Here is a 21713-nt window from a genome sequence, read left to right as displayed (position 1 = left end):
TTTTTATATTAAAGGTAACTTCACGTAGAATGTACTTCCTTTTCCTTTCTCACTCTCAACGTAAACTTCACCTTGATGATCTTCAATAATTTTTTTCACGTAGGCTAAACCTAAACCGTGACCTTTTACATTATGTATATTACCAGTGTGCTCTCTGTAAAATTTTTCAAAAACCTTTTTCAAAACGGCTTTACTCATTCCTGCACCTTGATCTTTAATCTTTATAATAATATTGTTGTTTGCGACTTCTGTATACACATCTATTTTAGGCGCCTCTGGCGAATACTTAATAGCATTATCCAGTATATTCACGATTACGTTAGTAAAGTGCATGTCACTCGCTAAAACCTCACTACTTTCTGCTTCTAGATGCAGATTGATATAACCTCCTCTATCATCTACAATCAACTCTACATGTGCCATAGCATCATGTATTATGTCGTGAACATCTACTCTATCCTTACTTATATCTAATTGATTCTTTTCTAATTTAGAAATACGAAGTACATTCTCTACTTGAGCATGCATTCTTTTATTCTCATCTTTAATCATCGTTAGATAGCGCTCTACCTTTTCTTTATCATCAATAATTTTAGGGTTTCTAATAGCTTCTACTGCTAAGTTTATGGTAGCAATAGGAGTCTTAAACTCATGCGTCATGTTATTGATAAAATCAGATTTTATTTCTGAAATTTGTTTTTGTCTTATTAATTGATAAATGGCACTCGTATAAGCTACAACAATGACCAAAGTAAATAGTAAAGACAAAATTGCCATAGGTAAAATTGTCTTGATTAAATATTTCTTCTTCGCTGGAAATGTGACTAACAGCGCAAAATTACTCTCCCCATCAGAATCTTTAAAAATTGGATACTTATAAAGTGTGCTGCTTTTTGCAAACTTGAATTTTCTAGATTTTACCTTAGTAGGTAAACTGCGGCTATAGATACCATATTCATACTCCGTATCTATGTTTCTATTTTTAAGCTCCATATCAAACAAAAGTTCTATCTCTTGTCTTGTGACCCGCTTATGAATAGGTCTAGTCTTTGCCTTTTCTTTGAAAACATCTTCCCAAGCTGCTTTTTCTATAGAAGTTAATCCACCAATTTTCTCAAGTTTTTGAATAGGTGTCAACATATTTGCTTTCCCGTCTAACCCATAATCTTCTTTGAAAATAGTTTTGTTTCGTATACTCGTATAGTTTTTTAGAATGGTTGAATCCAATCCAAAACCAATATTATTATTGTCAAAGAACGTTGATGGCACATTGTAACTCTCTTCTAATATACCGTGTGAATAATACGTAATCTCATTAGAGTTCATATCTCTCTCCATGAAAAAGATATTCTTCAATAAGTCTGGGGCCTTTGCTTGCCCCCCCGCACTATCTCTAATTTTTAAAAGCTCGCCCGTATAATCTGCAAGCTCTCTCTTTTCAATTTTCTCTGTGACCTTATTTAAAATTTCGGTCACCATACTCGTAAACTGTTCCTCCTTATCTTCAACAGATTGTTTAATCCAATAGCCCTGAACAAAAATTATTCCTATTAGAGAAACACTCATTAAAATGACAAGAAGAATAAATAAGCGTCTATTCATTGCGGTAAAATTAAAAATTTAACAGATAGAAGTTAATGCGTTTAACCTAACCTTAACACAAATGTTAAAATTAAGATGTAAAAGAGGAAAATTTAAGAAGTTGTTTATGAATTTCAGCGACTAAAACAGTGGTTTTATCTAATTCCAAATTATTAATCACATAATCAGACAAGGCAGCTTTCTTTTGATCTGGCCATTGGTTTTCTATACGCTCTTTTACTTTATCCGCAGAAATAGCATCACGCGAGGTAACTCTTGCTATTCTAATCTTTTCCGGCGCTGTGACCAATATTATTTTATCAAACTTATTTTGGGTGTCGTTTTCAAAAATAATAGCCGTTTCTTGAATAATGTACGCAGCTTTTTGCTGCGCTACCCAAGACATGAAATCTTGCCTTACAGCAGGGTGCACTATCGCATTTAATTGTGCTAACAAATCAGGGTCCGTAAAAATTTTATCGGCAATATAAGTTCTATTAAGCTTATGATCAATATACGACTCTGTTCCTAAAAGTTCTTTTATTTTAACCTTGAGAACTTCCGAAGTTACCATTAACTTTTTAGCCTCAATATCTGAGTTATATACAGGAACACCTAACGCGTGAAACATTTTTGCCACTGTAGTTTTACCACTACCTATTCCGCCTGTTAGCCCTACAATCATTATTTCCGCTTTAAAATATACCGTACTTCATTAGACATTAAACGCACATCTTTTATCATCTCGGGAGCTGATACCAACTGTAATAGGATTCCGTTTTGAGCATTATCTTGAATAGTACTACAATCTGCAATAACCTTAAAATTTGACTCATGAAGGGTTTTAAGATCATCTATTTTTGCGCTGCAAACAATCTTTACCGTATCTGGAAATAGTTTAATCTCAAAATCTTCTGGCGTATTAGTAACTGTAATAGGCACTTCAATTATTTTTTCCGAAAAGCGAACTACTTTTCCACTTACAAAAATACTTGTAGAAGCATATTTAATAGTTGAATTATTTTCAGGAATTTGCAACTGTAGTTCCTCTTTAAAATCTTCCGTAATATTATTGATCGTCTTTTCTTCTGTTTGAATACCCATTATGGTATCTAACATTGCTTCGGGTCCTTGAATTAGAATACTATCGGGCTGTATTACAATTTCTCCCTCTAACATGAAATTTTGAGAATAATCTACTTTTAAACGTTGCGTCACAGGGATTTTTTTTGTCTTTAATGAATAGATTTCTAAGACTATAGCATCATCTTCATCTACCCCCATAAACTCCATAGATTGTGGCAACTGCTTTTCTATTTGCAATTGATACCCACTCCTTGGCACAAAATAAGTTCCCTCTTCTTGTTGGGCTTTAGCTACATCTATAGTTACTGTTTTATTTTTAAAGCCAAAACCTAAAAATGTAAATCCACTAGCTTTTAGTTTTACATCTATATGATCTTTTGAAGCGCCCACAAACAAAAGACTGTCAGGAACATTCGTATACAACACATCAAACACAGCCCTACCTGTATAATCTTCAGAAAGTTTATTTATAAACCAAGACATACTCGAAAAGAAAAGAAAAATCAAGAAGATTTTAACTTTTCTTTTTTGGAGGCTTTTCTTAATCCTTATCATTGCTTGCATTAGTTTTTGAAGAATAATTTAGGAAACAACTCTACTGCTTTCTTTGAACTAAAGTTAAGCAACAATGTTGATTTTAAAAAACCATAACCATACCCTACAAATTGAATACTAACAGCTGCTAGCGAAAGTAAAGCTATCGCTACATTTTTATTTTTTAAAAGCGAATCTACAAATAACAAACAAAAGTAAAATAGGTAAAAATAGATCGGAAAATTAAACCCGATCAGAGCAAATAGTAAAGAGAACACAAAGCCCATGCAGAACACTGTAGGAAACCAATAAGTTATTTTTTTAGTTTCAGGATGCCACTTATTTAGAATAGGCCTTACCATCCCAAATTTATTTACTTGTATGTAAAACTTATTCCAATCTATTCGTCTTTTATGAAAAACATATGCTTCCGAAATTAGCTTGGTCTTAAAGCCATTATTCCAAATCCTTATCGTCAAATCTGGATCCTCTCCAGGATGTATATTTCCATAACCACCTGTAGCCTCGAACGCCTTTTTTGAAATCCCCATATTGAAACTTCTTGGCTGAAACTTACCTACAGCTTTCTTTCCTCCACGGATACCTCCGGTTGTTAAAAAGCTAGTCATAGCATAGTTAATAGCCTTTTGCACTAATGAAAAGCTTTCATGAGCTGCATCTGGACCTCCATAACAATCTACATACTCTTTTTGTAGTGCTTTTTCTGCCTCCACTAAATACTGCGGCGGCAAAATACAATCAGAATCTAACACTATAAAATAATTACCACGGGCTTTACGCATGCCGTAGTTCCTAGAATCTCCAGGACCACTATTGGCTTTTTTAAGGTATGTAATGGCTAATTTATCTTCAAATGTGGCAATTACAGCTTCTGAACTACGTGTGGAGCCATCCTCTACAATAACAATCTCATAAGGTGTTTTATACGTTTGCAAGACCAAACTTTCTAACAACTCTTTAATCTCATTAGGCCTATTATACACAGGGACTATAAAGGAGAAATCTAATTTCATTTGAAATGACTATAAACATAAAAGCCACTCGAATATACGAATGGCTTTCGATTAAAAATCTAACTATTATTTACTAAAATACTCTATAACTTCTTGACTAACTCCTGTGTTAGAGAAGCCTCCGTCATGAAATAAATTCTGCATAGTTACTTTCTTTGTTAAATCTGAAAACAAGGTAACTGTATAATCTGCACAATCTTGAGCAGTTGCATTCCCTAAAGGAGACATTTTTTCTGCATAACTGATGAAACCATCAAAACCTTTTACCCCTTGACCCGCTGTAGTTGGTGTTGGAGATTGAGAAATAGTGTTAACCCGAACTTTCTTTTCTTTTCCATAAAAATATCCAAAGCTACGTGCTACAGATTCTAAATATGCCTTATTATCAGCCATATCATTATAATCAGGGAATGTACGTTGTGCTGCCATATAAGTTAAGGCAACAATACTTCCCCATTCATTCATAGCATCTGCTTTATAAAGTGTTTGCATTACTTTATGAAAAGATAGCGCAGAAACATCCCAACCTTTAGCGGTGAAATCATATTTCTCATCTGTATACTTTCTTCCCTTACGAACATTCACAGACATTCCTATAGAATGTAAAACAAAATCTAACTTACCTCCTAAAATTTCGGTAGCCTTCTCTACTAAATTAGCTAAATCTTCTTCGCTAGTAGCATCTGCAGGAATAATTTCTGAACCTGTTTTTTTTGCAAGTGCATCTATTTGCCCCATTCTCATGGCGATAGGCGCATTGGTTAAGACAAAAGTTCCTCCTTCTGCATGAACGCGTTCTGCAGTCTTCCATGCAATTGAATTTTCATCAAGAGCTCCGAAGATTATCCCTCTTTTTCCTTTTAATAGGTTGTATGACATTTTATTTGTTTTAGTATTCGCTAATTAAATTCAAAGATATTAAAATTTGAATAGTTCGTTTATTTGAAATTTATTTATTTAGGGTGATTTTCCATTCTAATTATCCTAATAATTGTTTTGCATGTGCCAGTGCAGATTCTGAAATATCTTTACCTCCTAACATTTCTGCGAGCTCTCTTATACGCTCTTCTGTTGTAAGTTTTTTCATTCTGGTATGTGTTACCATCCCTTGCTCTTCTTTGTATACTTTAAAGTGATGCTCCCCTTTAGACGCTACTTGCGGTAAGTGTGTAATAGAAAACACTTGCATTGTACCGCTCATTGCTTTCATTATATCTCCCATTTTACCCGAAATTTCACCAGAAACACCCGTATCTATTTCATCAAACATCATGGTTGGCAATTGCTCATACTTTGCTAAAATAGATTTGATCGTTAGCATTATTCGAGACAATTCACCGCCAGAGGCAACTTTCTTAAGGTCACCATAATTTGATCCTTTATTGGCAGCAAACAAGAACACTAGCTCATCTTTTCCTGATGCATTAAAAACAGTAGCGGCATTCACCTCAATTTTAAAAGTAGCGCTTGGCATACCTAATTGCCCAAGACTTTCTAGCAGTTGTTTCTGCAACACAGGAATTACCTTGATTCTTTTATTTCTAATGGTTAAAGCAAGTTTATCTAAAGACTCCTCCTTTACTTTGAGTTCTTTTTCTTTTGCTTTAATATCAGATTCCACACTATCGGCAGCACTAACATTTTCTGATAACTTTTCTTTAATTTCAACCAATTCTTCTATTGTAGCTACACTGTGTTTCTTAAACAGATTGTATAGTAATTGAAGTTTTGTATTTACTTGTTCTAAAAGCTCTGGATTTGCTTCAGAATTCTCTTGAAGAAGTTGCAATTCCGATGAGATATCATCAACCTCTATAAAAACAGAATTAATACGCTCATTTAAGCCCACAAACTGTTGCCCAAATGCTGCCAATTTATTAGCTGCTAATTTAAGTTCTGTCAATAAGGTTACAATTCCTATTTGTTCGTCATTAAGCAAAGCATTTCCTTTAGAAAGATGCTCTTCAATAGCTTCTACGTTATTTAATTGCTCATACTGCTCTTCTAACTCCTCTAATATTCCGGACTTTAAAGGCGCCGTTTCTAACTCTTTTAGCAGGTGACTATTATAATCGTATTCTTTCGTTGCATTTTCTTGAAATGCAATTAATTTCTTTAATTCCCTTTGTGTTTTTTGATAAGCAGATAAACCTTTTCCAAAATCTACCAATAGTTCTGCATTACCTGCAAGTGCATCAATTACTTTTAACTGAAAATCATTGTCTGCTAATTGCAAGGTTTGATGCTGAGAATGAATATCTATCAACCTGTCACCTAGACTTGATAAGACACCTAAGGTTACTGGAGAATCATTTACAAATGCTCTAGATTTACCGCTAGGTAAAATTTCTCTTCGAATGATTGTTTTTTCTTCAAAGTCAAGATCTTCCGAAATAAAGAACTCTTTTAAATGATATTTTTTAATATCGAAAGTAGCTTCTATAATGCACTTTTGTGTTTCATCACGAAGAGCGCTTAAGTCTGCTCTTTTTCCTAAAACAAGCCCTAGGCCTCCTAATAGAATAGACTTTCCTGCTCCTGTTTCTCCTGTGATGATGGTAAAACCATCATTGAAAGTAACATTTAAAGTATCTATTAAGGCGTAATTCCGTATTGATAGTGAGTTCAGCAATTCTAAAAAAATTTAGTGCTGTAAAGATAATTTATATTCTTTGAGTTTGAAACTATTAAGCAGCAACGATACAATTTTATTGCATCGCATTATAATTTAATTCAGGAGATTTAATAGGTAATTGAATTCCAAGTACTTGAATACAATGGAGCTATGCGAGCAAGTGTCTCTTTAAGCTGCACAATATCTACTTTCGGTCCGTCTGAAAAAACATTTTTAATTTCTTCGGATTTGGCGTCAAAAAAGGTCTGTATAAGAAAAGCGTTAGGTCTACGCTTTACTAAAGTCTCTAACAACCTCATAGTTCCTGAAATAACTTGCTTACCAGTACTATTATTATCTGCTAAGATATCCATTCCTTTTCTATGGTAATTATACATAGCTACTCTGTACTCTTTAAAGGTGTTAGACAATAAATTATCTACCAATTCAAAACGCGTACGTTCACTAGCATCTTGACTCCATCCAGCCGCATTACTTCCTTGTGCTTGCGTTACGATATTTTGAGCCTTTCTATAAAAATCTGTTCCACCTTCCAATTCAAATGTATCTGCATCGATACCCAACATAATATATACGTAGTAAGCTACCACACTAACCAAGTTAGAGTCGTATACATTTTCATTATAGACCAATGGTTGAAACTCGGTATATTCAAAGTTTAATTCGTTGTCTTTATAATTGAAAATAGGACTGTCATAAGACGTGTTAAAAATAGGTCGCGAAGATTGCAATTGAATACTTGCTTTAAATTTATTACTCTGATATTCAGAAACCGTAATAAACATTCGTGCATTTAATTTCTCTACTTCTTTATAGGTTCTGTTCGTCCATTTTGTCTTATTAACAAAATCATTTAACGAACGCTCTAGAGTTTTAAAAATTTGTTGATTTGTTTGCCCTACTTGGTCTGAGTTTATTGTAACTACAGCATTCAATTCCTGAGCTCCACCAAAGAATGGAACAAGTAAAACGATCAATAGAAAAAGAAAATTACGCATGTAACCTGTTCATTATTTCATTCATGATATCCTTGGCAACGTCTGCCTTGGTTTTTAGTTCAAACGCTTTAATCGTAGAATTCTTATCTATGAATGATATTTTATTTGTTTTCTTTCCAAAACCAGCACCAGAATCGTTTAAAGAATTAAGAACAATAGCATCCAGATTCTTACGGATCAGCTTTCCTTTTGCATTTTCTATCTCATTTTCTGTTTCTAGAGCAAACCCCACTAAAAACTGATGTGTTTTTTGTTGCCCCATTGAAAATAAGATGTCTTTATTTTTAACCAATTCAATGCTTATATCTTCTGCTTTCTTTTTAATTTTTTGCGTTGCTACAGTTTTCGGCTTGTAATCTGCTACTGCTGCTGCTGCTATCGCAATAGTTACCTTCTCAAAATGTTTATGTACTTCTAGATACATTTCTTCTGCAGAAACTACCCGAATTAGCTCAATTAAATCATGAGAGACCTTCAAATGAGAAGGACCAGATACTAAAATAACTTCTGCCCCTAAATTTGCTGCAGCTTTTGCTATTTCAAAACCCATTAATCCTGAGGAGTGATTTCCAATAAAACGCACTGGATCTATAGCCTCGTATGTAGGACCTGCCGTTACTAAAACTTTCTTACCACGCAAAGGCAATCCTTTTACCACATAGTCTTTTAAGAAAGACACAATCGCTTCTGGCTCTGCCATCCTTCCTTCTCCGTGTAAACCACTTGCCAGTTCACCAGAAGTAGCAGGAATCATAATATTACCGTAAGCCTGTAATTTTTCAAAAGACGCTTTAGAAGACGGATGTACATACATATCTAAGTCCATTGCTGGAGCAAAAAAAACAGGACATTTTGCAGATAAATAAGTTGCTAAAAGCAAATTATCACAAGTACCATTAGCCATCTTAGAAAGCGTATTGGCTGTAGCAGGAGCTACAATCATATAATCTGCCCACAGCCCTAATTCTACGTGATTATTCCAAGAAACAGTATCATCTTCCTTATTTACAAAAGAAGACAGTACGGGATTTTTAGATAAGGTAGAAAGCGTAAGTGGAGAAACAAAAGAGCTGGCGCTATCTGTCAAAATCACTTTGACATTAGCGCCAGCTTTAATAAGTAAGCGGACTAAAAAAGTTGTTTTGTAAGCGGCAATACCTCCAGTAATTCCTAAAAGGATGTTTTTTCCGCTCAACATGACATGTTACTTTAAGTCTTTCGCTGTATTTCTGTAGTAGATTTTATCATCTAACCATTCCGTTACTGCTAACGCATGTGGCTTAGGTAATTTTTCATAAAACTTAGACACTTCAATTTGCTCCTTGTTTTCAAAAACTTCTTCTAAACTATCACTATAGGTTGCAAACTCTTCTAACTTTTCTAGTAACTCTTTTTTAATCTCTGAGTTAATCTGAACAGCTCTTTTAGAAGCTATAGAGATTGCTTCATAAATGTTTCCAGTAGGAGCATCAAATTCATTCTTATTGATAGTCACTGTAGAAACAGGAGCTTTTGAATTTTTTAAATCGTTCATGTTCATAATAAAACCTGTTATTTATTTGGAATAATTTTCTAATTCTTTTTCAATTTTCTCCATCAAATTAGCCGCATCTTTTTCATATTGCGTTTGTGGAAAATTCTTTTTTAAGGTACTATATGATGCCTTTGCATCTTGTAAACGTTGCTTCTTTTTTTGCTCAGTACTATTCAACGCTAAATTAGTTAACGCTTTCATCTTATAAAATAGTGCATCTTCTTTGTAAATAGATCCTGGAAAATCCAAAATAAAGTTATCCATTGCTGCTGCAGCAGAGATAGAATAGTCCAATGTGTAATATTGTCCTAGTTTCGTAAACTGCTTACCAATTTCAATTGCTTTAAGCTCTTTTTTCTCCGTAAGGTCTTTAGCCATTTGATTGGCCTCCGGCATAAATTCTGACTCTGGGAACGTATTAATAAAGGTTTGTAACTTCTGTAATGCTTTATCTGTATCTGTTTGATCTAAAGAATAGTCAGGAGATAACATATAATAGCTCTTTGCTACTAGAAAACCAGACTCTTGTGCCTTATCACTTTTAGGATACGATTTTAAGAAACGTTCAAATTGATATCCTGCTGTATTGTAATCTTTAATCTGATAGTAAGAATCTGCTAAGAAAAACATCACACGCTCGCCTTGAGGTTTCCCAATATATTTAGGCGTAATTTGTTCTAACAACCTGTTAGCACGCTTAAAATCTTTGGCTTCATAAAACTTCTCAGCCATATCATACTTTGCTTTAACATCATCATTCTTAAGCACTTTTTGGTACTCACTACAAGAACTTAAGACAAGCGTTAAAACTAAGAGACTTAAAAAAGGTCGCATTTTTCTAAACATTCTGCAAAATTAGTTATTCTTAATGGATTTAAAAAACATTTTCTATCGCTAAAATAACCTGCAGTATACCTTTTACAAATGTTTTGGCTAACTTTTAACTTAAAATTAGAGTTCCGACTGTTTTTTTTAGGCAGAAACCTTTACAACCGTACTTAAGAAATTTGCTGTTTTTTGTTTTAAATCCGTGCTCGCTTCTATCAAAGGTAAACGCACAGCTGCTTTACAAATTTGTAAAGTTTCAAAAATAGATTTAATTCCAGCAGGATTCCCTTCTTCAAAAATCAAAGTCATACCCAGTTCCATTTGATGATGCAATTCATAGGCGTTACCAACTTTACCTTCTAAACCTAATTTTATCATTTTAGAAAATTCATTAGGTAACCCTTGACCAATCACAGAAATTACTCCTGCTCCACCGGCTAGTACGGTAGCCAAAGCGGTACTATCATCTCCAGAGATTACCAGAAAATCTTCCGGCTTGCCTTTGATAATTTCATTGATTTGAACCATGTCACCGCAAGCTTCTTTTATCGCAACAATATTTTCAAAATCGTGCGCTAGTCGCAATGTTGTTGCAGCCGTCATATTACTTCCTGTCCTACCAGGAACATTATAGACTATTATAGGCTTAGGAGAGGCTATAGAAATGGCCTTAAAGTGCTGATAAATACCTTCCTGCGTTGGTTTATTATAATATGGAGAAACAGATAATATAGCCTCAAAATCAGATAAATCTATAGTTTTAAGTTCTTCAACTACCGCAAATGTATTGTTCCCACCTACTCCTAAAACTAATGGCAACCTCCCAGCATTAGTCGTTACCACAGTTTGTATTACCAGCTGCTTTTCTTGCGCACTCAATGTAGCGGTTTCTGCAGTAGTTCCTAAAACTACTAAATAATCAATACCACCCGTAATACTATATTCTACTACCCGCTGTAAACCCGCTACATCGATAGAAAAATCTTCATTAAAGGGAGTTATCAATGCTACTCCTGTGCCAAACAAATTCTTCATACTATTCTATTTCCTTAAATATTTTAAGGTACTTTTTTAATTCCTCTTTAAATAATCCAAAATTTGAAATTGGCGTTTGCAAGATAAGATCGTTCAATTTGTGATCTACGCTACCAAAACCTACTCTAATTCTTGCTTTTGTCTTTAATGTCATTAATTGCAATAGCAATTGTTCTTCCGAATAATAATTTAACAACAGATCATATTCCCTGCTAAAAAACTCTAAAGCATATCCATTTTCTATTGCTCCGTTCCAACCTAAATCCTTATCCGAAAAAATAGGTGTTGCATAAGGAGAATTTTTGTCATAAAAATTTTTATACCCAATAATTTTCACCGAGTTAGGCCTTAGCTTGAACTCATCTACCAATTGGTAAAACAAACTCGCATCCTCGAACTTATCTAAATCTACTATACAACCTACAGAAGCTATTCCGTGTCCTTTTTTAACATTCTCTAAAGGGCCTGACAATAGCTGCTTTACGTGCTTTCTAGCAGATTTAAGTTTTAATTTTTGTTTTAAAGCTTTTAAAAACATGTATTTTTACATTTGTACAAATGTAAATAATATTCACAGCAATTATAACACGAAGATACATACTAAAATGATTTTAAAAATTAAACAAATTGTTATAATTATAACAATCACTTGTTTCTTTTCCTGTAAACAAGAAAAACCTGTGCTTACCGAAATCTCGGGAAAACAAATCGCTGTCTCAGACACCCTTATTGCAACGGATAGTATTGAAGCATTTGTAGCTCCATACAGAAATAGAATTAATGAAATTTTAGATAGTACCATAGCCTATGCTCCAAAAGACATCACAAAAAATGATGGCATTTTAAACACCACAGCGGGGAACTTAATGGCCGATGCTGTTTTAGAATTAGCAGGACCAATTTTCAAATCTAGAACAGGCAGCTCTTTAGATTTTGTTTTATTAAATCATGGAGGAATTAGAAGTATTATTTCTGCTGGAAACGTTTCTGCAAGAACAGCATATGAAATTATGCCTTTTGAAAATACCATTGTCGTTGTAGGTTTAAAAGGAGATGCTATTCTAGAAATGGTAGACTACCTCATAAAAGCAAAACGGCCACATCCTCTAGCCGGAATTCAAATTATCCTAAACAAAGATGATACTATAAATACCATAAAGATTCAAGGAGAAGACTTTGATGAAAATAAAACCTATTATGTAGGGACCTCTAACTATTTAGTGAATGGCGGTGACCGCATGGATTTCTTTAAAAAGAAATTAACCTTTACTGAGACTGATTATCTCATACGAAATATCATGATTGATTATTTTACAAAAAAAAATACCATAGCTCCAATAACTGATGATCGATTTATAAAATTAGACTACTAAATCATGGATAGAAGAAAATTTATTACCAATACTACAGCAACATCTGCATTTATAGGACTGGGTGGTTTGACGCTAAATTCTTGTGGTGTAGATACAAAAAAGAAGATCACCATTCTACATACTAATGACGTGCATAGTCATATTGATAGCTTCCCAAGTACACATTCTGAATTCCCTGGTCTTGGTGGCTTAGCTAAACGTGCAACCTTAGTAAATAACATCCGAAGAGAAAACCCTAATACCTTACTTTTTGATGCAGGAGATATATTTCAAGGAACCCCTTATTTTAATTTTTATGGTGGCGAATTAGAGTTTAAACTAATGAGCATGCTTAAGTATGATGCTGCTACTATAGGAAATCACGATTTTGACAATGGCATAGATGGTCTTTTTGCGCAACTACCGCACGCTAAATTTAAATTACTTAGTGCCAATTATGATTTCACCAATACCACCATGCAAGGCTTTACCAAACCTTACGATATCTACACTGTAGACGGTATCAAAATTGGCGTTTACGGTTTAGGAATAGAATTAGACGGACTAGTTACCAAAAGGCTTTTCAAGGAAACAACGTACTTAAACCCCTATGAGATTGCTTCTGACACAGAAAGAATCCTCAAAGAAGAAGAGGCTTGCGATATCATTATATGCTTGTCTCACTTAGGATACCAATACGACACAGATAAACCAGACGATCTTAAATTAGCTGCAAAAACAAAATACACCAATCTTATTATTGGTGGCCATACCCATACCTTTCTAGACAAACCAACTGTTGTAAAAAACAGTCTGCAAGAAGATATATTAGTGAATCAAGTAGGATGTTTTGGCATCAATTTAGGCAGAATTGATTTCTACTTAGATAGCCATAAAAATATGGCTGTAGACGGCATCAGTATCACGGTTTAAAAAACTCAATAGCATGACTTTTCTAAGAACAGATGCATCAAATAAAGATTTTTTAAAATTAATTGAAGCTTTAGATGCTTATCTTAAAATTATAGATGGAGATGAGCATGATTTTTACAATCAATTTAATGGAACAGATCATTTAGATAACATTCTTGTAGTTTATGAGGATGATCTTGCAATAGGCTGTGGTGCTATCAAGCACTTTGACGAAGCTACTGTAGAAATTAAGCGAATGTATGTAAAGCCAGCATACAGAGGAAAAGGCCTAGCTTCTAAAATTTTAAAGGAGCTCGAACAATGGAGTCGAGAATTAAAATACATATCCATTATTTTAGAAACAGGTACTAGGCAAGTAGAAGCTGTTGCGCTTTATCATAAAAACAAATACACGACCATACCTAATTATGGCCCTTATACCGATGTAAAAAATAGTATTTGTTTTAAAAAAATTCTCTAAATGCCATCCCTAAAAAAAATATCGATTGCCCTTAAAGCAACAAATTTAAATACCAAAAAATCTTAAAGTAGATTGTAATTATATTTTTTTGGCATCATCTTTGTATTAGGATAAAGTATTAATAATTAAATTTTTAACATGAGTAAAGGAACAGTAAAATTCTTCAATGACACCAAAGGTTTTGGTTTTATCACTGAAGAAGGTGTAGACAGAGATCACTTTGTACACATTTCTGGATTAATCGATGAAATTCGTGAAGGCGATGTAGTTGAATTCGATCTAGAAGAAGGTAAGAAAGGTTTAAATGCGGTAAACGTAAGAGTACTATAATATATACTTTCTAGAATTTACAAGGTCCCATTCATTAATTTGAATGGGACCTTTTTTTATGTGCAAAGCGTAACAGTTAGCCTCTTTATTTCTTTTTGAGTACCTTGACAAAGTTAAAACCATTAACAAATTAATATAAATCACTAAACACATTAATTATGAAAAAACTTATTGCAGAGTTTATTGGAACCTTTTGGCTTGTTTTAGGCGGGTGCGGTAGTGCCGTACTAGCTGCTGGTATCCCTGAAATTGGCATTGGCCTTGTGGGCGTTGCTTTAGCATTTGGACTTACCGTTTTAACTGGTGTCTATGCCCTGGGTCATATTTCTGGCGGACACTTTAATCCCGCAGTATCTATCGGACTTTGGGTTGGTGGCCGTTTCGAAGCCAAAGAGCTACTCCCCTATATAATATCACAAGTTTTAGGGGGTATTGCCGGTGCAGGAATACTCTATTTGATAGTAAGCAACCAGGCTGGCTTTACTGGATATTCTCAAGCTGGTGACTTTGCGACTAACTTTTATGGTGTCGAGCAATATGGCCATACTTTTAACATGACAGCTGCTTTAGTAACTGAAGTTGTTATGACCTTTATGTTTCTTATCGTTATTTTAGGAGCTACGCACAAAAATGCCTCTCCTGGTTTTGCAGGGCTAGCTATTGGTCTAGCATTGACATTAATTCACTTAATTAGTATTCCCGTTACAAATACTTCTGTAAACCCTGCTAGAAGCACTGCTCAAGCATTATTTGTAGGTACGGAAGCTATTGGACAATTATGGTTGTTTTGGGTAGCACCCATTGTTGGTGCTATTTTAGCAGGACTACTCTATAAATTTATAGCTCCGAATAAATAAACGAAGCTAATTACATAAAATAAAGAGACCCATGCAAATACACATGGGTCTCTTTTTATGTTAAAATTTCTTCTACAATTTCTTGTAATTCTTCCTCTAAACTTACTTGTGGATAAGGTACTCCTGCTTGCCGATACCAAAAACCTGCATTAAATTCATCACCTTCCTTTCGATGTAAATAAGCATGAATTAAACTTCCTAAAGGAGTATTTAAATCTTGCGCTATGGCATGAGATTTTTGCCAATCGCCTTTAGCATCAAACCACATGGCCTTTAATCCTTCAGGGCAATTCTTGTCTGGAGCCTTATTTTCTAAAGTATATGTGAAATCTGTGTAGTTTACGGGTATCATTTTGCTAGTTTTTTTACTAATTTACCAACGGTTAAGCCTTGAGCAACAATAGAGAAAACCACGACAACATAGGTAATCACCAAGAATAGATCTCTATTCATTTCATCCGATAATCCTAAGGCTAATGCTATAGAAATACCTCCTCTTAAACCTCCCCAAGTCATTATTAAATTAGTGTTGGGCACAAAGTTTAGTTTCTTTTCAAAAATCCGTATGGGCAACACTAAAGATATATAACGGCATACTAATATAATTGGTATTGCCAGTAGCCCTGCTAATATATAATTGATATTAAAGGTCAATACCAACATTTCCATCCCAATTAAAACAAACAATAAAGTATTCAATAGAATATCTATTAATTCCCAGAACTTATCGACATAGGTTTCTGTTATTTCAGACATAGAACTATCACGTAAGGTATCATTACCAACTACCAAACCTGCTGTAACCATTGCTAGTGGCGCTGACAAATGCAGTTTTTGCGCAATAACTGTTCCTACCATCACCGTCGCTAAAGTGATGATGACCTCAATATCATAATCATCTATAGAACGCATTAAGCGGTAAGTAACCCACCCTAAAAATAAGCCTAACAAGATTCCGCCAATTACCTCTACTCCAAATAATTCTACGACATCTAAAGCTGTAATTGCTTCTGTAGACGGACTTGCAAATTGATAAATAGTTAAAAATACTACTACTCCCACTCCATCATTAAATAGCGATTCTCCAACAATTTTGGTTTCTAATTGTTTAGGTACTCCTGCTTTTTTTAATATGCCGAGTACGGCAATAGGATCTGTTGGTGATATTAAAGCACCAAACAATAAACAATGTACATATTCTACATCTAAACTCAATAGTTGGAGCAGATAGAATACCACAGTTCCTACTAGAAAGGTAGATACTAAAACTCCTAAGGTGGAAAAGAGCAGTATTGGTCCTCTTTGGACCTTTAATTGTTCAAAATTGGTATGTAATGCCCCTGCAAAAAGCAAAAAACTTAGCATCACATCTAACAAAACGGACTTAAAATCTATTTTAGTGATGATATACTTCTCCGCATTTAATAAGGTATCGTCAAAATAGCTCAAGCCAAAAACCGCTAGTGTAAATACAATAGTAATCAACATTAACCCTATGGTATTAGGGAGTTTAAAAAAACGAACGTTGATATAGCCAAATAAGGCCGATAGAAATACTAAAATGGCTATAATTACAAAATAATCCATAAATCAGTTTGGTTTAGATGTTTTGCAAAAATGCGATAAAACAAGAAAGAATTATAATCCAAAGACCAAAAAAGTCTTTTTATACGAGTATCACCTGTTAAACCTACCCGTTGTATTCCCTTCTAAGATGCCCATCACCTCTTTTACCGTGGCAAAATTAACATCCCCTTCATACGTATGCTTTAAAGCACAAGCAGCGCTAGCAAACTCCATCGCCTTAAAATCATCAAATTCTTGCAATCCATAAATTAATCCTGCAGCAAAAGCATCCCCTGTACCGATTCTGTCTACAATATGAGTAATATCCAAGTCTTCTGTTTCCCTAAACTCTTTTCCATTCCACATTCTAGCTCTTATTTTGTGCCAAGAAGAATTTAAAGAAGTTCTAATTTTATCAAAAACTTTCTCTATCGAAGGAAAACGCTCCATTAGTTGTTTACTTGCCGCAATAAAATCTTCATTGGTATAATTAAATGTAGTTCCTAAAACTTCATTCATCTCATTAATACCTCCAATAAAAATGGTAGAATACTCCAACAATTCTGAAAGTATTTCTTTGGCATCGCTGCCATATTTCCACAAACCGCTTCTATAAGTAGGATCTGCTGTGATAGTGATGCCCTTTTTTTTAGCTAAAACTAAGCCTTCTCGTAGCGTTTCATACCCTCCTTGGCATAAGGCTGGCGTAATTCCAGTCCAATGAAACCAAGAGCCATTTTCTAAAGAAGATTCCCAATCTACCATAGACGGCTGAATTTCCGAAAATGAAGAATGAGATCTATTGTAAGAAATGGAACTAGGTCTCATAACCGCACCCACCTCAAGAAAATAAACTCCCAAAGGTCTACTGGAACGCACGATAGAAGATGTATCTACATCAAATTTATTCAAGTATGATATGGCAGTATCTCCAATAAAATCGTTAGAAATACAGCTTATATGTTTTACTTTTCCACCGAAGTTAGCAATAGAAATCCCTACATTAATCTCTGTTCCTCCAAAATAAAATTCCAACGTATTAGATTGTATAAACTTTTTATTCCCTTCTGGCGATAAACGCATTAGTACTTCTCCGAAAGTTATTGTTTGACTCATTGCGAAAACGTTTGATGAATTGTAAAATTAAATAAGAAATTGGCTTTTTTAACACAAAAGATGAATTAATAACAAATGTTCTCGTAATTGACTCATAACAACACATCCATGTAACCCTAGATGAATTGAGTTAGTTATTTAATTTTTTAAGTTACTCAAGTTTAGCCTCTAAAAGTACCTTGCGGTATAACTTAAAAACAACACATTATGAGAGGTCTTCTTTGGTTAGTAGCCGTAATTTGTATTATCGTATGGCTTTTGGGAATGTTAGGAGTCGTACCTGGAATTGGAACTAATAGTTTAATTCATATTCTTATTGTAATTGCAGTAATTGTAATTCTCTACAATATAATTTCAGGAAGAAAAGTATTATAAAAATTGCCGTGAAAAGGAAATAAATAAAAAAGTCAGTCTTTACTTAGACTGACTTTTCTATTTCTACTATAATTTAAGCTTTAAGAATCCAAGAGGGCTAGAAAATCATCTTCTGTGATAATGGCCACCCCTAAATTTTCTGCTTTAGTTCGTTTACTCGGTCCCATTTTATCTCCGGCTACTAAAAAAGTAGTTTTGGAAGATACCGATGACCCTACTTTACCTCCATTGTCTTCAATAAGTTTTTTAAGCTCATCCCTACTTACTTTTTCAAAAACACCAGAAACCACAAAGGTTTGCCCTTTTAATTCTTCTGTCTGGTTTTCTAATTTTTCAGCAGATAATTCAAATTGAACACCATAACTTTTTAAACGCTCAATAGTTTCCTGATTGGTTTCATTTTGAAAAAACTCAACCACACTAGTAGCAATACGCTCTCCAATTTCATCAACTTTCACCAACTCTTCTACCGATGCAATTTTCAAAGCATCTATATTTTTGTAAGCTTTCGCCAATTTTTTAGCCACAGTTTCACCTACAAACCGTATACCTAATGCAAAAAGCACACGTTCAAAAGGGATGTTAACAGACGCTTTAACTCCGTTAATCAAATTCTCTGCAGACTTCTCTGCCATACGCTCTAGGGGCATTACTTGCGCTTTGGTTAGCGTATATAAATCGGCATAATTTTTAATCAGTTGCTCCTTATAAAGCAACTCTACCGTTTCACCTCCCAGACCTTCAATATCCATTGCTTTACGAGAAATGTAATGTTGAATTCTGCCTGTTATTTGAGGAGGGCATCCGTAGAAATTAGGGCAATAATGCTTTGCATCGCCCTCAGTACGTTCTAAAACCGTATTACATTCTGGGCAATGCTCTATATATTTTGTTGGTTCAGAATTTTCTGGTCTTTGTGCAAAATCTACACCTATAATTTTTGGAATAATTTCCCCTCCTTTTTCCACAAAAACGGTATCTCCTTCACGAATATCAAATTTTGCAATTTGATCAGCATTGTGTAGAGAAGCTCTTTTTACCGTAGTTCCGGCTAAAAGAACCGGGACTAAATTAGCTACTGGCGTAATGGCTCCTGTCCTACCTACTTGATACGTAATCTCATTTAAAAGAGTGGAAACCTGCTCTGCCTTAAATTTATAAGCCATGGCCCAACGCGGAGATTTAGAGGTATACCCTAACTCTTCTTGATGCTGTAGGTTATTTACTTTTATTACCACCCCATCCGTTTCATACGGCAATTCATGTCTATGAATATCCCAATATTCTACAAAAGCCATTACTTCATCTGTAGATGTACAAAGCTTTGCAACCGTTGGCACTTTAAACCCCCAAACCCTAGCCTTTTCTAACATTTGAAACTGAGATTCTATACCGGTTTTTTCTCCTACAATGCCATAAAGTAAACACTCTAAAGGCCGTTGCGCCACTAGCGCACTGTCTTGAAGTTTTAAACTCCCAGAGGCTGTGTTTCTTGGATTCATATATGGATCTTCCCCATTTTCTATACGTTCCGCATTCATTTTTGCAAAGCCTTCAAATGGTAAAACAATCTCACCACGAATATCAAACTTAGGCGGATAATCGCCTTTTAATTGTAAAGGAATAGATTTTATCGTCTTTATATTATTAGTCACATCATCACCTTGAAAACCATCTCCACGTGTCAATGCCCGAACCAACTGTCCGTTTTCATAAGTGATACTAATTGATGCCCCATCATATTTAAGCTCACACGTAAATTCTACAGGAACATCTCCTAAATTACGCTGTATACGTTTTTCCCAATCTTCTAAATCCTCTTTGGAGTAACTGTTATCTAAAGAATACATGCGACTCTCATGCACCACGGTATTAAAGTTTTTGGTTACCATACCACCCACACGTAAGCTTGGCGATGTAGCATCATAAAACTCCGGGTGTTTCGCTTCCAAATCTTGCAATTCTTTTAATTGCATGTCAAAATCATAATCAGATATCGTTGGTGTATCTAGTACGTAATAATTGTAATTATGTTCTCTAAGGGCTAACCTTAGTGCTTCTATTTTTTGCTTACTATCCATTTAAAAAGATGGGTTATTTTAATTCTTTATTCCTTTCAACATTCGGTCGTTCCCAAATACATCTTGTCGCAGTGTAATATCAGAAAAATTATGAGTTTCTAAAAGAAGTTCTGTTTCTTTCCCTAAATATTGATTAATCTCAAAATATAAACTACCTTTTTTTACAAGGTTATGAGCTGCAATAGCCGTGATTTTATTATAAAAAACTAACGGATTATCATCTGCAACAAACAATGCCAATGCTGGTTCATGTTTTAGTACATTTTCATGCATTGCTGCCTTTTCTAGTTCCCGTACATAAGGCGGGTTTGATACTATAATATCAAAATCTTCATCTAGTGTTGCTATTTCCAAAATACTATCCTTTATAAACTGAATAGAAACTTTATTCAAAACGGCGTTTTGCTTAGCAACTACAATAGCTTTTTCTGAAACATCTAATGAATACACTTCTGCATTTGGCAAGTACTTTGCTAAAGCAATAGGTATACAACCACTTCCTGTACCTATATCTAGTATTTTTAATTTAGATTGATGGTCTTTGATATCGTCGAGAATCCACCGCACCAATTCTTCCGTTTCTGGCCTTGGAATAAGCACATCTTCATTCACGATAAATTCCATCTCCATAAATTCTGTGCTACCAGTAATATACTGAACAGGTACCTGAAGCCTTAATTTACTCAAAGCTTCAAACAATGGAGACTCTTCTTCTTTAGTTATAATTAGATGAGGCTCCATTGCTAGGACAAAGCGTTGCAACCCTAGATAATGTTCTATAAGTATATAAAAAAAGCTATTTACTTCATCTTTTTGATATAAAGCATCAAGTTCTTGGTGAAATATATTTTTAATTTCCTTTAAAAACATTCTTGTTATTTTAAGTCTTTCAACATCCAAACAGGGCAAGAATAATGACCTGTATTCCCCATGGGAGCTTCTAAATATTCAAAGCCAGATTTCTGATACAATTTTTGTGCAGCCTTCATAAATGGCATGGTTTCTAAATACATTTTATCAAAACCATATTCTTTCGCTCTCGCTATACAAATATCAATCATCTGTTTACCTACTCCTTTTCCTCTTGCTTCTTCTAAAAAGTACATTTTCTGAAGCTCACATACATTCCCTTCATAATTCTCTAATTGCGCAACGCCACAACAACCAATCACCTTATCATTTTCTTCCACCACAAAATAGGTAGCTTTTGGAACATTATAATTCTCAAACATATGATCCAAGGCCTTATCTTCATAAGCTGTCCCTACTTTTGGCACTCCTAAATCTACCAACACCTTCCTAACAACTTCTGCTACAGCCGAATTATCTTTTTGTTGAATTTCTCGAATTATAATACTTCCCATAATTTCTTAAATCG

Annotated in this window: 24 protein-coding genes; 6 read left to right on the top strand and 18 right to left on the bottom strand. The window is 34.4% G+C overall.

Features of this window, described 5'->3' with window-relative positions; translation table 11 throughout:
- Positions 1-3: 3 nt before the first annotated feature.
- The 12 genes from BLQ19_RS07985 to BLQ19_RS07930 all read right to left on the bottom strand — a co-directional run bounded on the left by BLQ19_RS07985 (position 4) and on the right by BLQ19_RS07930 (position 11803).
- The gene (locus BLQ19_RS07985) at positions 4-1602 is read right to left on the bottom strand and encodes a sensor histidine kinase (RefSeq protein ID WP_074537989.1); all 1599 of its coding nucleotides are present in this window, start codon (positions 1600-1602) and stop codon (positions 4-6) included.
- A gap of 70 nt (positions 1603-1672) precedes the next feature.
- Positions 1673-2266 carry a dephospho-CoA kinase gene (gene coaE / locus BLQ19_RS07980; protein ID WP_367888691.1) on the bottom strand — a complete coding sequence of 198 codons (594 nt, stop codon included), beginning with the start codon at positions 2264-2266 and terminating at the stop codon, positions 1673-1675.
- Positions 2266-3150, bottom strand: coding sequence for a CdaR family protein (locus BLQ19_RS07975; protein ID WP_024481326.1), 885 nt, complete (start codon positions 3148-3150; stop codon positions 2266-2268). Before BLQ19_RS07975 ends, coaE begins: the two co-directional genes overlap by 1 nt.
- Before the next feature lie 80 nt (positions 3151-3230).
- A complete protein-coding gene (locus tag BLQ19_RS07970; protein ID WP_074537987.1) occupies positions 3231-4235 on the bottom strand; it encodes a glycosyltransferase family 2 protein in 1005 nt (334 codons plus the stop codon).
- 66 nt (positions 4236-4301) lie between these two features.
- Positions 4302-5114 (bottom strand): enoyl-ACP reductase FabI, encoded by an 813-nt coding sequence (locus tag BLQ19_RS07965; RefSeq protein ID WP_025615582.1) that lies wholly within the window; start codon positions 5112-5114, stop codon positions 4302-4304.
- Positions 5115-5214: 100 nt separating this feature from the next.
- On the bottom strand, positions 5215-6867 hold the full coding sequence (recN, locus tag BLQ19_RS07960) for a DNA repair protein RecN (RefSeq protein WP_074537986.1): 1653 nt from the start codon (positions 6865-6867) through the stop codon (positions 5215-5217).
- 110 nt (positions 6868-6977) lie between these two features.
- On the bottom strand, positions 6978-7868 hold the full coding sequence (gene porD, locus BLQ19_RS07955) for a type IX secretion system protein PorD (protein ID WP_024481330.1): 891 nt from the start codon (positions 7866-7868) through the stop codon (positions 6978-6980).
- The gene (gene coaBC / locus BLQ19_RS07950) at positions 7861-9066 is read right to left on the bottom strand and encodes a bifunctional phosphopantothenoylcysteine decarboxylase/phosphopantothenate--cysteine ligase CoaBC (protein WP_029445124.1); all 1206 of its coding nucleotides are present in this window, start codon (positions 9064-9066) and stop codon (positions 7861-7863) included. The genes porD and coaBC overlap by 8 nt, the downstream gene beginning before the upstream one ends.
- 6 nt (positions 9067-9072) lie before the next feature.
- On the bottom strand, positions 9073-9408 hold the full coding sequence (locus BLQ19_RS07945; protein ID WP_029665057.1) for a DNA-directed RNA polymerase subunit omega: 336 nt from the start codon (positions 9406-9408) through the stop codon (positions 9073-9075).
- A gap of 15 nt (positions 9409-9423) precedes the next feature.
- Positions 9424-10248, bottom strand: a complete 825-nt coding sequence (locus BLQ19_RS07940; protein ID WP_024481333.1) for an outer membrane protein assembly factor BamD — start codon at positions 10246-10248, stop codon at positions 9424-9426.
- Between the two features lie 126 nt (positions 10249-10374).
- Positions 10375-11265 carry a 4-hydroxy-tetrahydrodipicolinate synthase gene (gene dapA / locus BLQ19_RS07935; RefSeq protein WP_074537985.1) on the bottom strand — a complete coding sequence of 297 codons (891 nt, stop codon included), beginning with the start codon at positions 11263-11265 and terminating at the stop codon, positions 10375-10377.
- 1 nt (position 11266) lies between these two features.
- Positions 11267-11803, bottom strand: coding sequence for a DUF6913 domain-containing protein (locus BLQ19_RS07930; protein WP_029445122.1), 537 nt, complete (start codon positions 11801-11803; stop codon positions 11267-11269).
- 142 nt (positions 11804-11945) lie between these two features.
- Here BLQ19_RS07930 and BLQ19_RS07925 point away from each other — a divergent pair, with 142 nt between their 5' ends.
- The 5 genes from BLQ19_RS07925 to aqpZ all read left to right on the top strand — a co-directional run bounded on the left by BLQ19_RS07925 (position 11946) and on the right by aqpZ (position 15197).
- Positions 11946-12638, top strand: coding sequence for a 5'-nucleotidase C-terminal domain-containing protein (locus BLQ19_RS07925; protein ID WP_367888690.1), 693 nt, complete (start codon positions 11946-11948; stop codon positions 12636-12638).
- Between the two features lie 3 nt (positions 12639-12641).
- Entirely contained in the window at positions 12642-13550 is a 909-nt protein-coding gene (locus BLQ19_RS07920; RefSeq protein ID WP_074537984.1) for a bifunctional metallophosphatase/5'-nucleotidase, read from the top strand.
- Positions 13551-13563: 13 nt separating this feature from the next.
- Positions 13564-14010: a GNAT family N-acetyltransferase gene (locus BLQ19_RS07915; protein WP_074537983.1), complete on the top strand. Its 447-nt coding sequence runs from the start codon at positions 13564-13566 to the stop codon at positions 14008-14010.
- A 138-nt stretch (positions 14011-14148) separates the two neighbouring features.
- Positions 14149-14340 carry a cold-shock protein gene (locus tag BLQ19_RS07910; RefSeq protein ID WP_024481339.1) on the top strand — a complete coding sequence of 64 codons (192 nt, stop codon included), beginning with the start codon at positions 14149-14151 and terminating at the stop codon, positions 14338-14340.
- 158 nt (positions 14341-14498) lie between these two features.
- A complete protein-coding gene (gene aqpZ, locus BLQ19_RS07905) occupies positions 14499-15197 on the top strand; it encodes an aquaporin Z (protein ID WP_074537982.1) in 699 nt (232 codons plus the stop codon).
- A 55-nt stretch (positions 15198-15252) separates the two neighbouring features.
- On the opposite strand, the gene BLQ19_RS07900 is transcribed toward aqpZ, so the two are convergent.
- From BLQ19_RS07900 to BLQ19_RS07890, 3 genes are all read right to left on the bottom strand, one after another.
- Positions 15253-15549 (bottom strand): hypothetical protein, encoded by a 297-nt coding sequence (locus tag BLQ19_RS07900; RefSeq protein ID WP_074537981.1) that lies wholly within the window; start codon positions 15547-15549, stop codon positions 15253-15255.
- A complete protein-coding gene (locus BLQ19_RS07895; protein WP_074537980.1) occupies positions 15546-16784 on the bottom strand; it encodes a cation:proton antiporter in 1239 nt (412 codons plus the stop codon). The genes BLQ19_RS07900 and BLQ19_RS07895 overlap by 4 nt, the downstream gene beginning before the upstream one ends.
- A gap of 90 nt (positions 16785-16874) precedes the next feature.
- Entirely contained in the window at positions 16875-17879 is a 1005-nt protein-coding gene (locus BLQ19_RS07890; protein WP_024481343.1) for a sugar kinase, read from the bottom strand.
- A gap of 207 nt (positions 17880-18086) precedes the next feature.
- On the opposite strand from BLQ19_RS07890, the gene BLQ19_RS21030 reads away from it, so the two are divergent.
- Complete coding sequence (locus BLQ19_RS21030) at positions 18087-18254, top strand: lmo0937 family membrane protein (protein WP_024481344.1); 168 nt, start codon at positions 18087-18089, stop codon at positions 18252-18254.
- A gap of 80 nt (positions 18255-18334) precedes the next feature.
- Here the strand turns inward: BLQ19_RS21030 and ligA are convergent, their stop codons facing one another.
- Genes ligA through BLQ19_RS07875 form a run of 3 tightly spaced genes read right to left on the bottom strand, consistent with a single transcriptional unit; the run spans position 18335 to position 21699 of the window.
- Positions 18335-20335: an NAD-dependent DNA ligase LigA gene (ligA, locus tag BLQ19_RS07885; protein WP_024481345.1), complete on the bottom strand. Its 2001-nt coding sequence runs from the start codon at positions 20333-20335 to the stop codon at positions 18335-18337.
- 18 nt (positions 20336-20353) lie between these two features.
- Positions 20354-21205 (bottom strand): peptide chain release factor N(5)-glutamine methyltransferase, encoded by an 852-nt coding sequence (prmC, locus tag BLQ19_RS07880; RefSeq protein ID WP_074537979.1) that lies wholly within the window; start codon positions 21203-21205, stop codon positions 20354-20356.
- Positions 21206-21210: 5 nt separating this feature from the next.
- Positions 21211-21699 carry a GNAT family N-acetyltransferase gene (locus BLQ19_RS07875; RefSeq protein WP_024481347.1) on the bottom strand — a complete coding sequence of 163 codons (489 nt, stop codon included), beginning with the start codon at positions 21697-21699 and terminating at the stop codon, positions 21211-21213.
- Positions 21700-21713 lie beyond the last annotated feature (14 nt).

Source organism: Cellulophaga baltica (assembly GCF_900102165.1).
GTDB classification, from domain to species: domain Bacteria; phylum Bacteroidota; class Bacteroidia; order Flavobacteriales; family Flavobacteriaceae; genus Cellulophaga; species Cellulophaga baltica.
The sequence above is the reverse complement of the archived record's forward strand: the minus strand, read 5'-3'. Positions and strand labels throughout refer to the sequence as shown.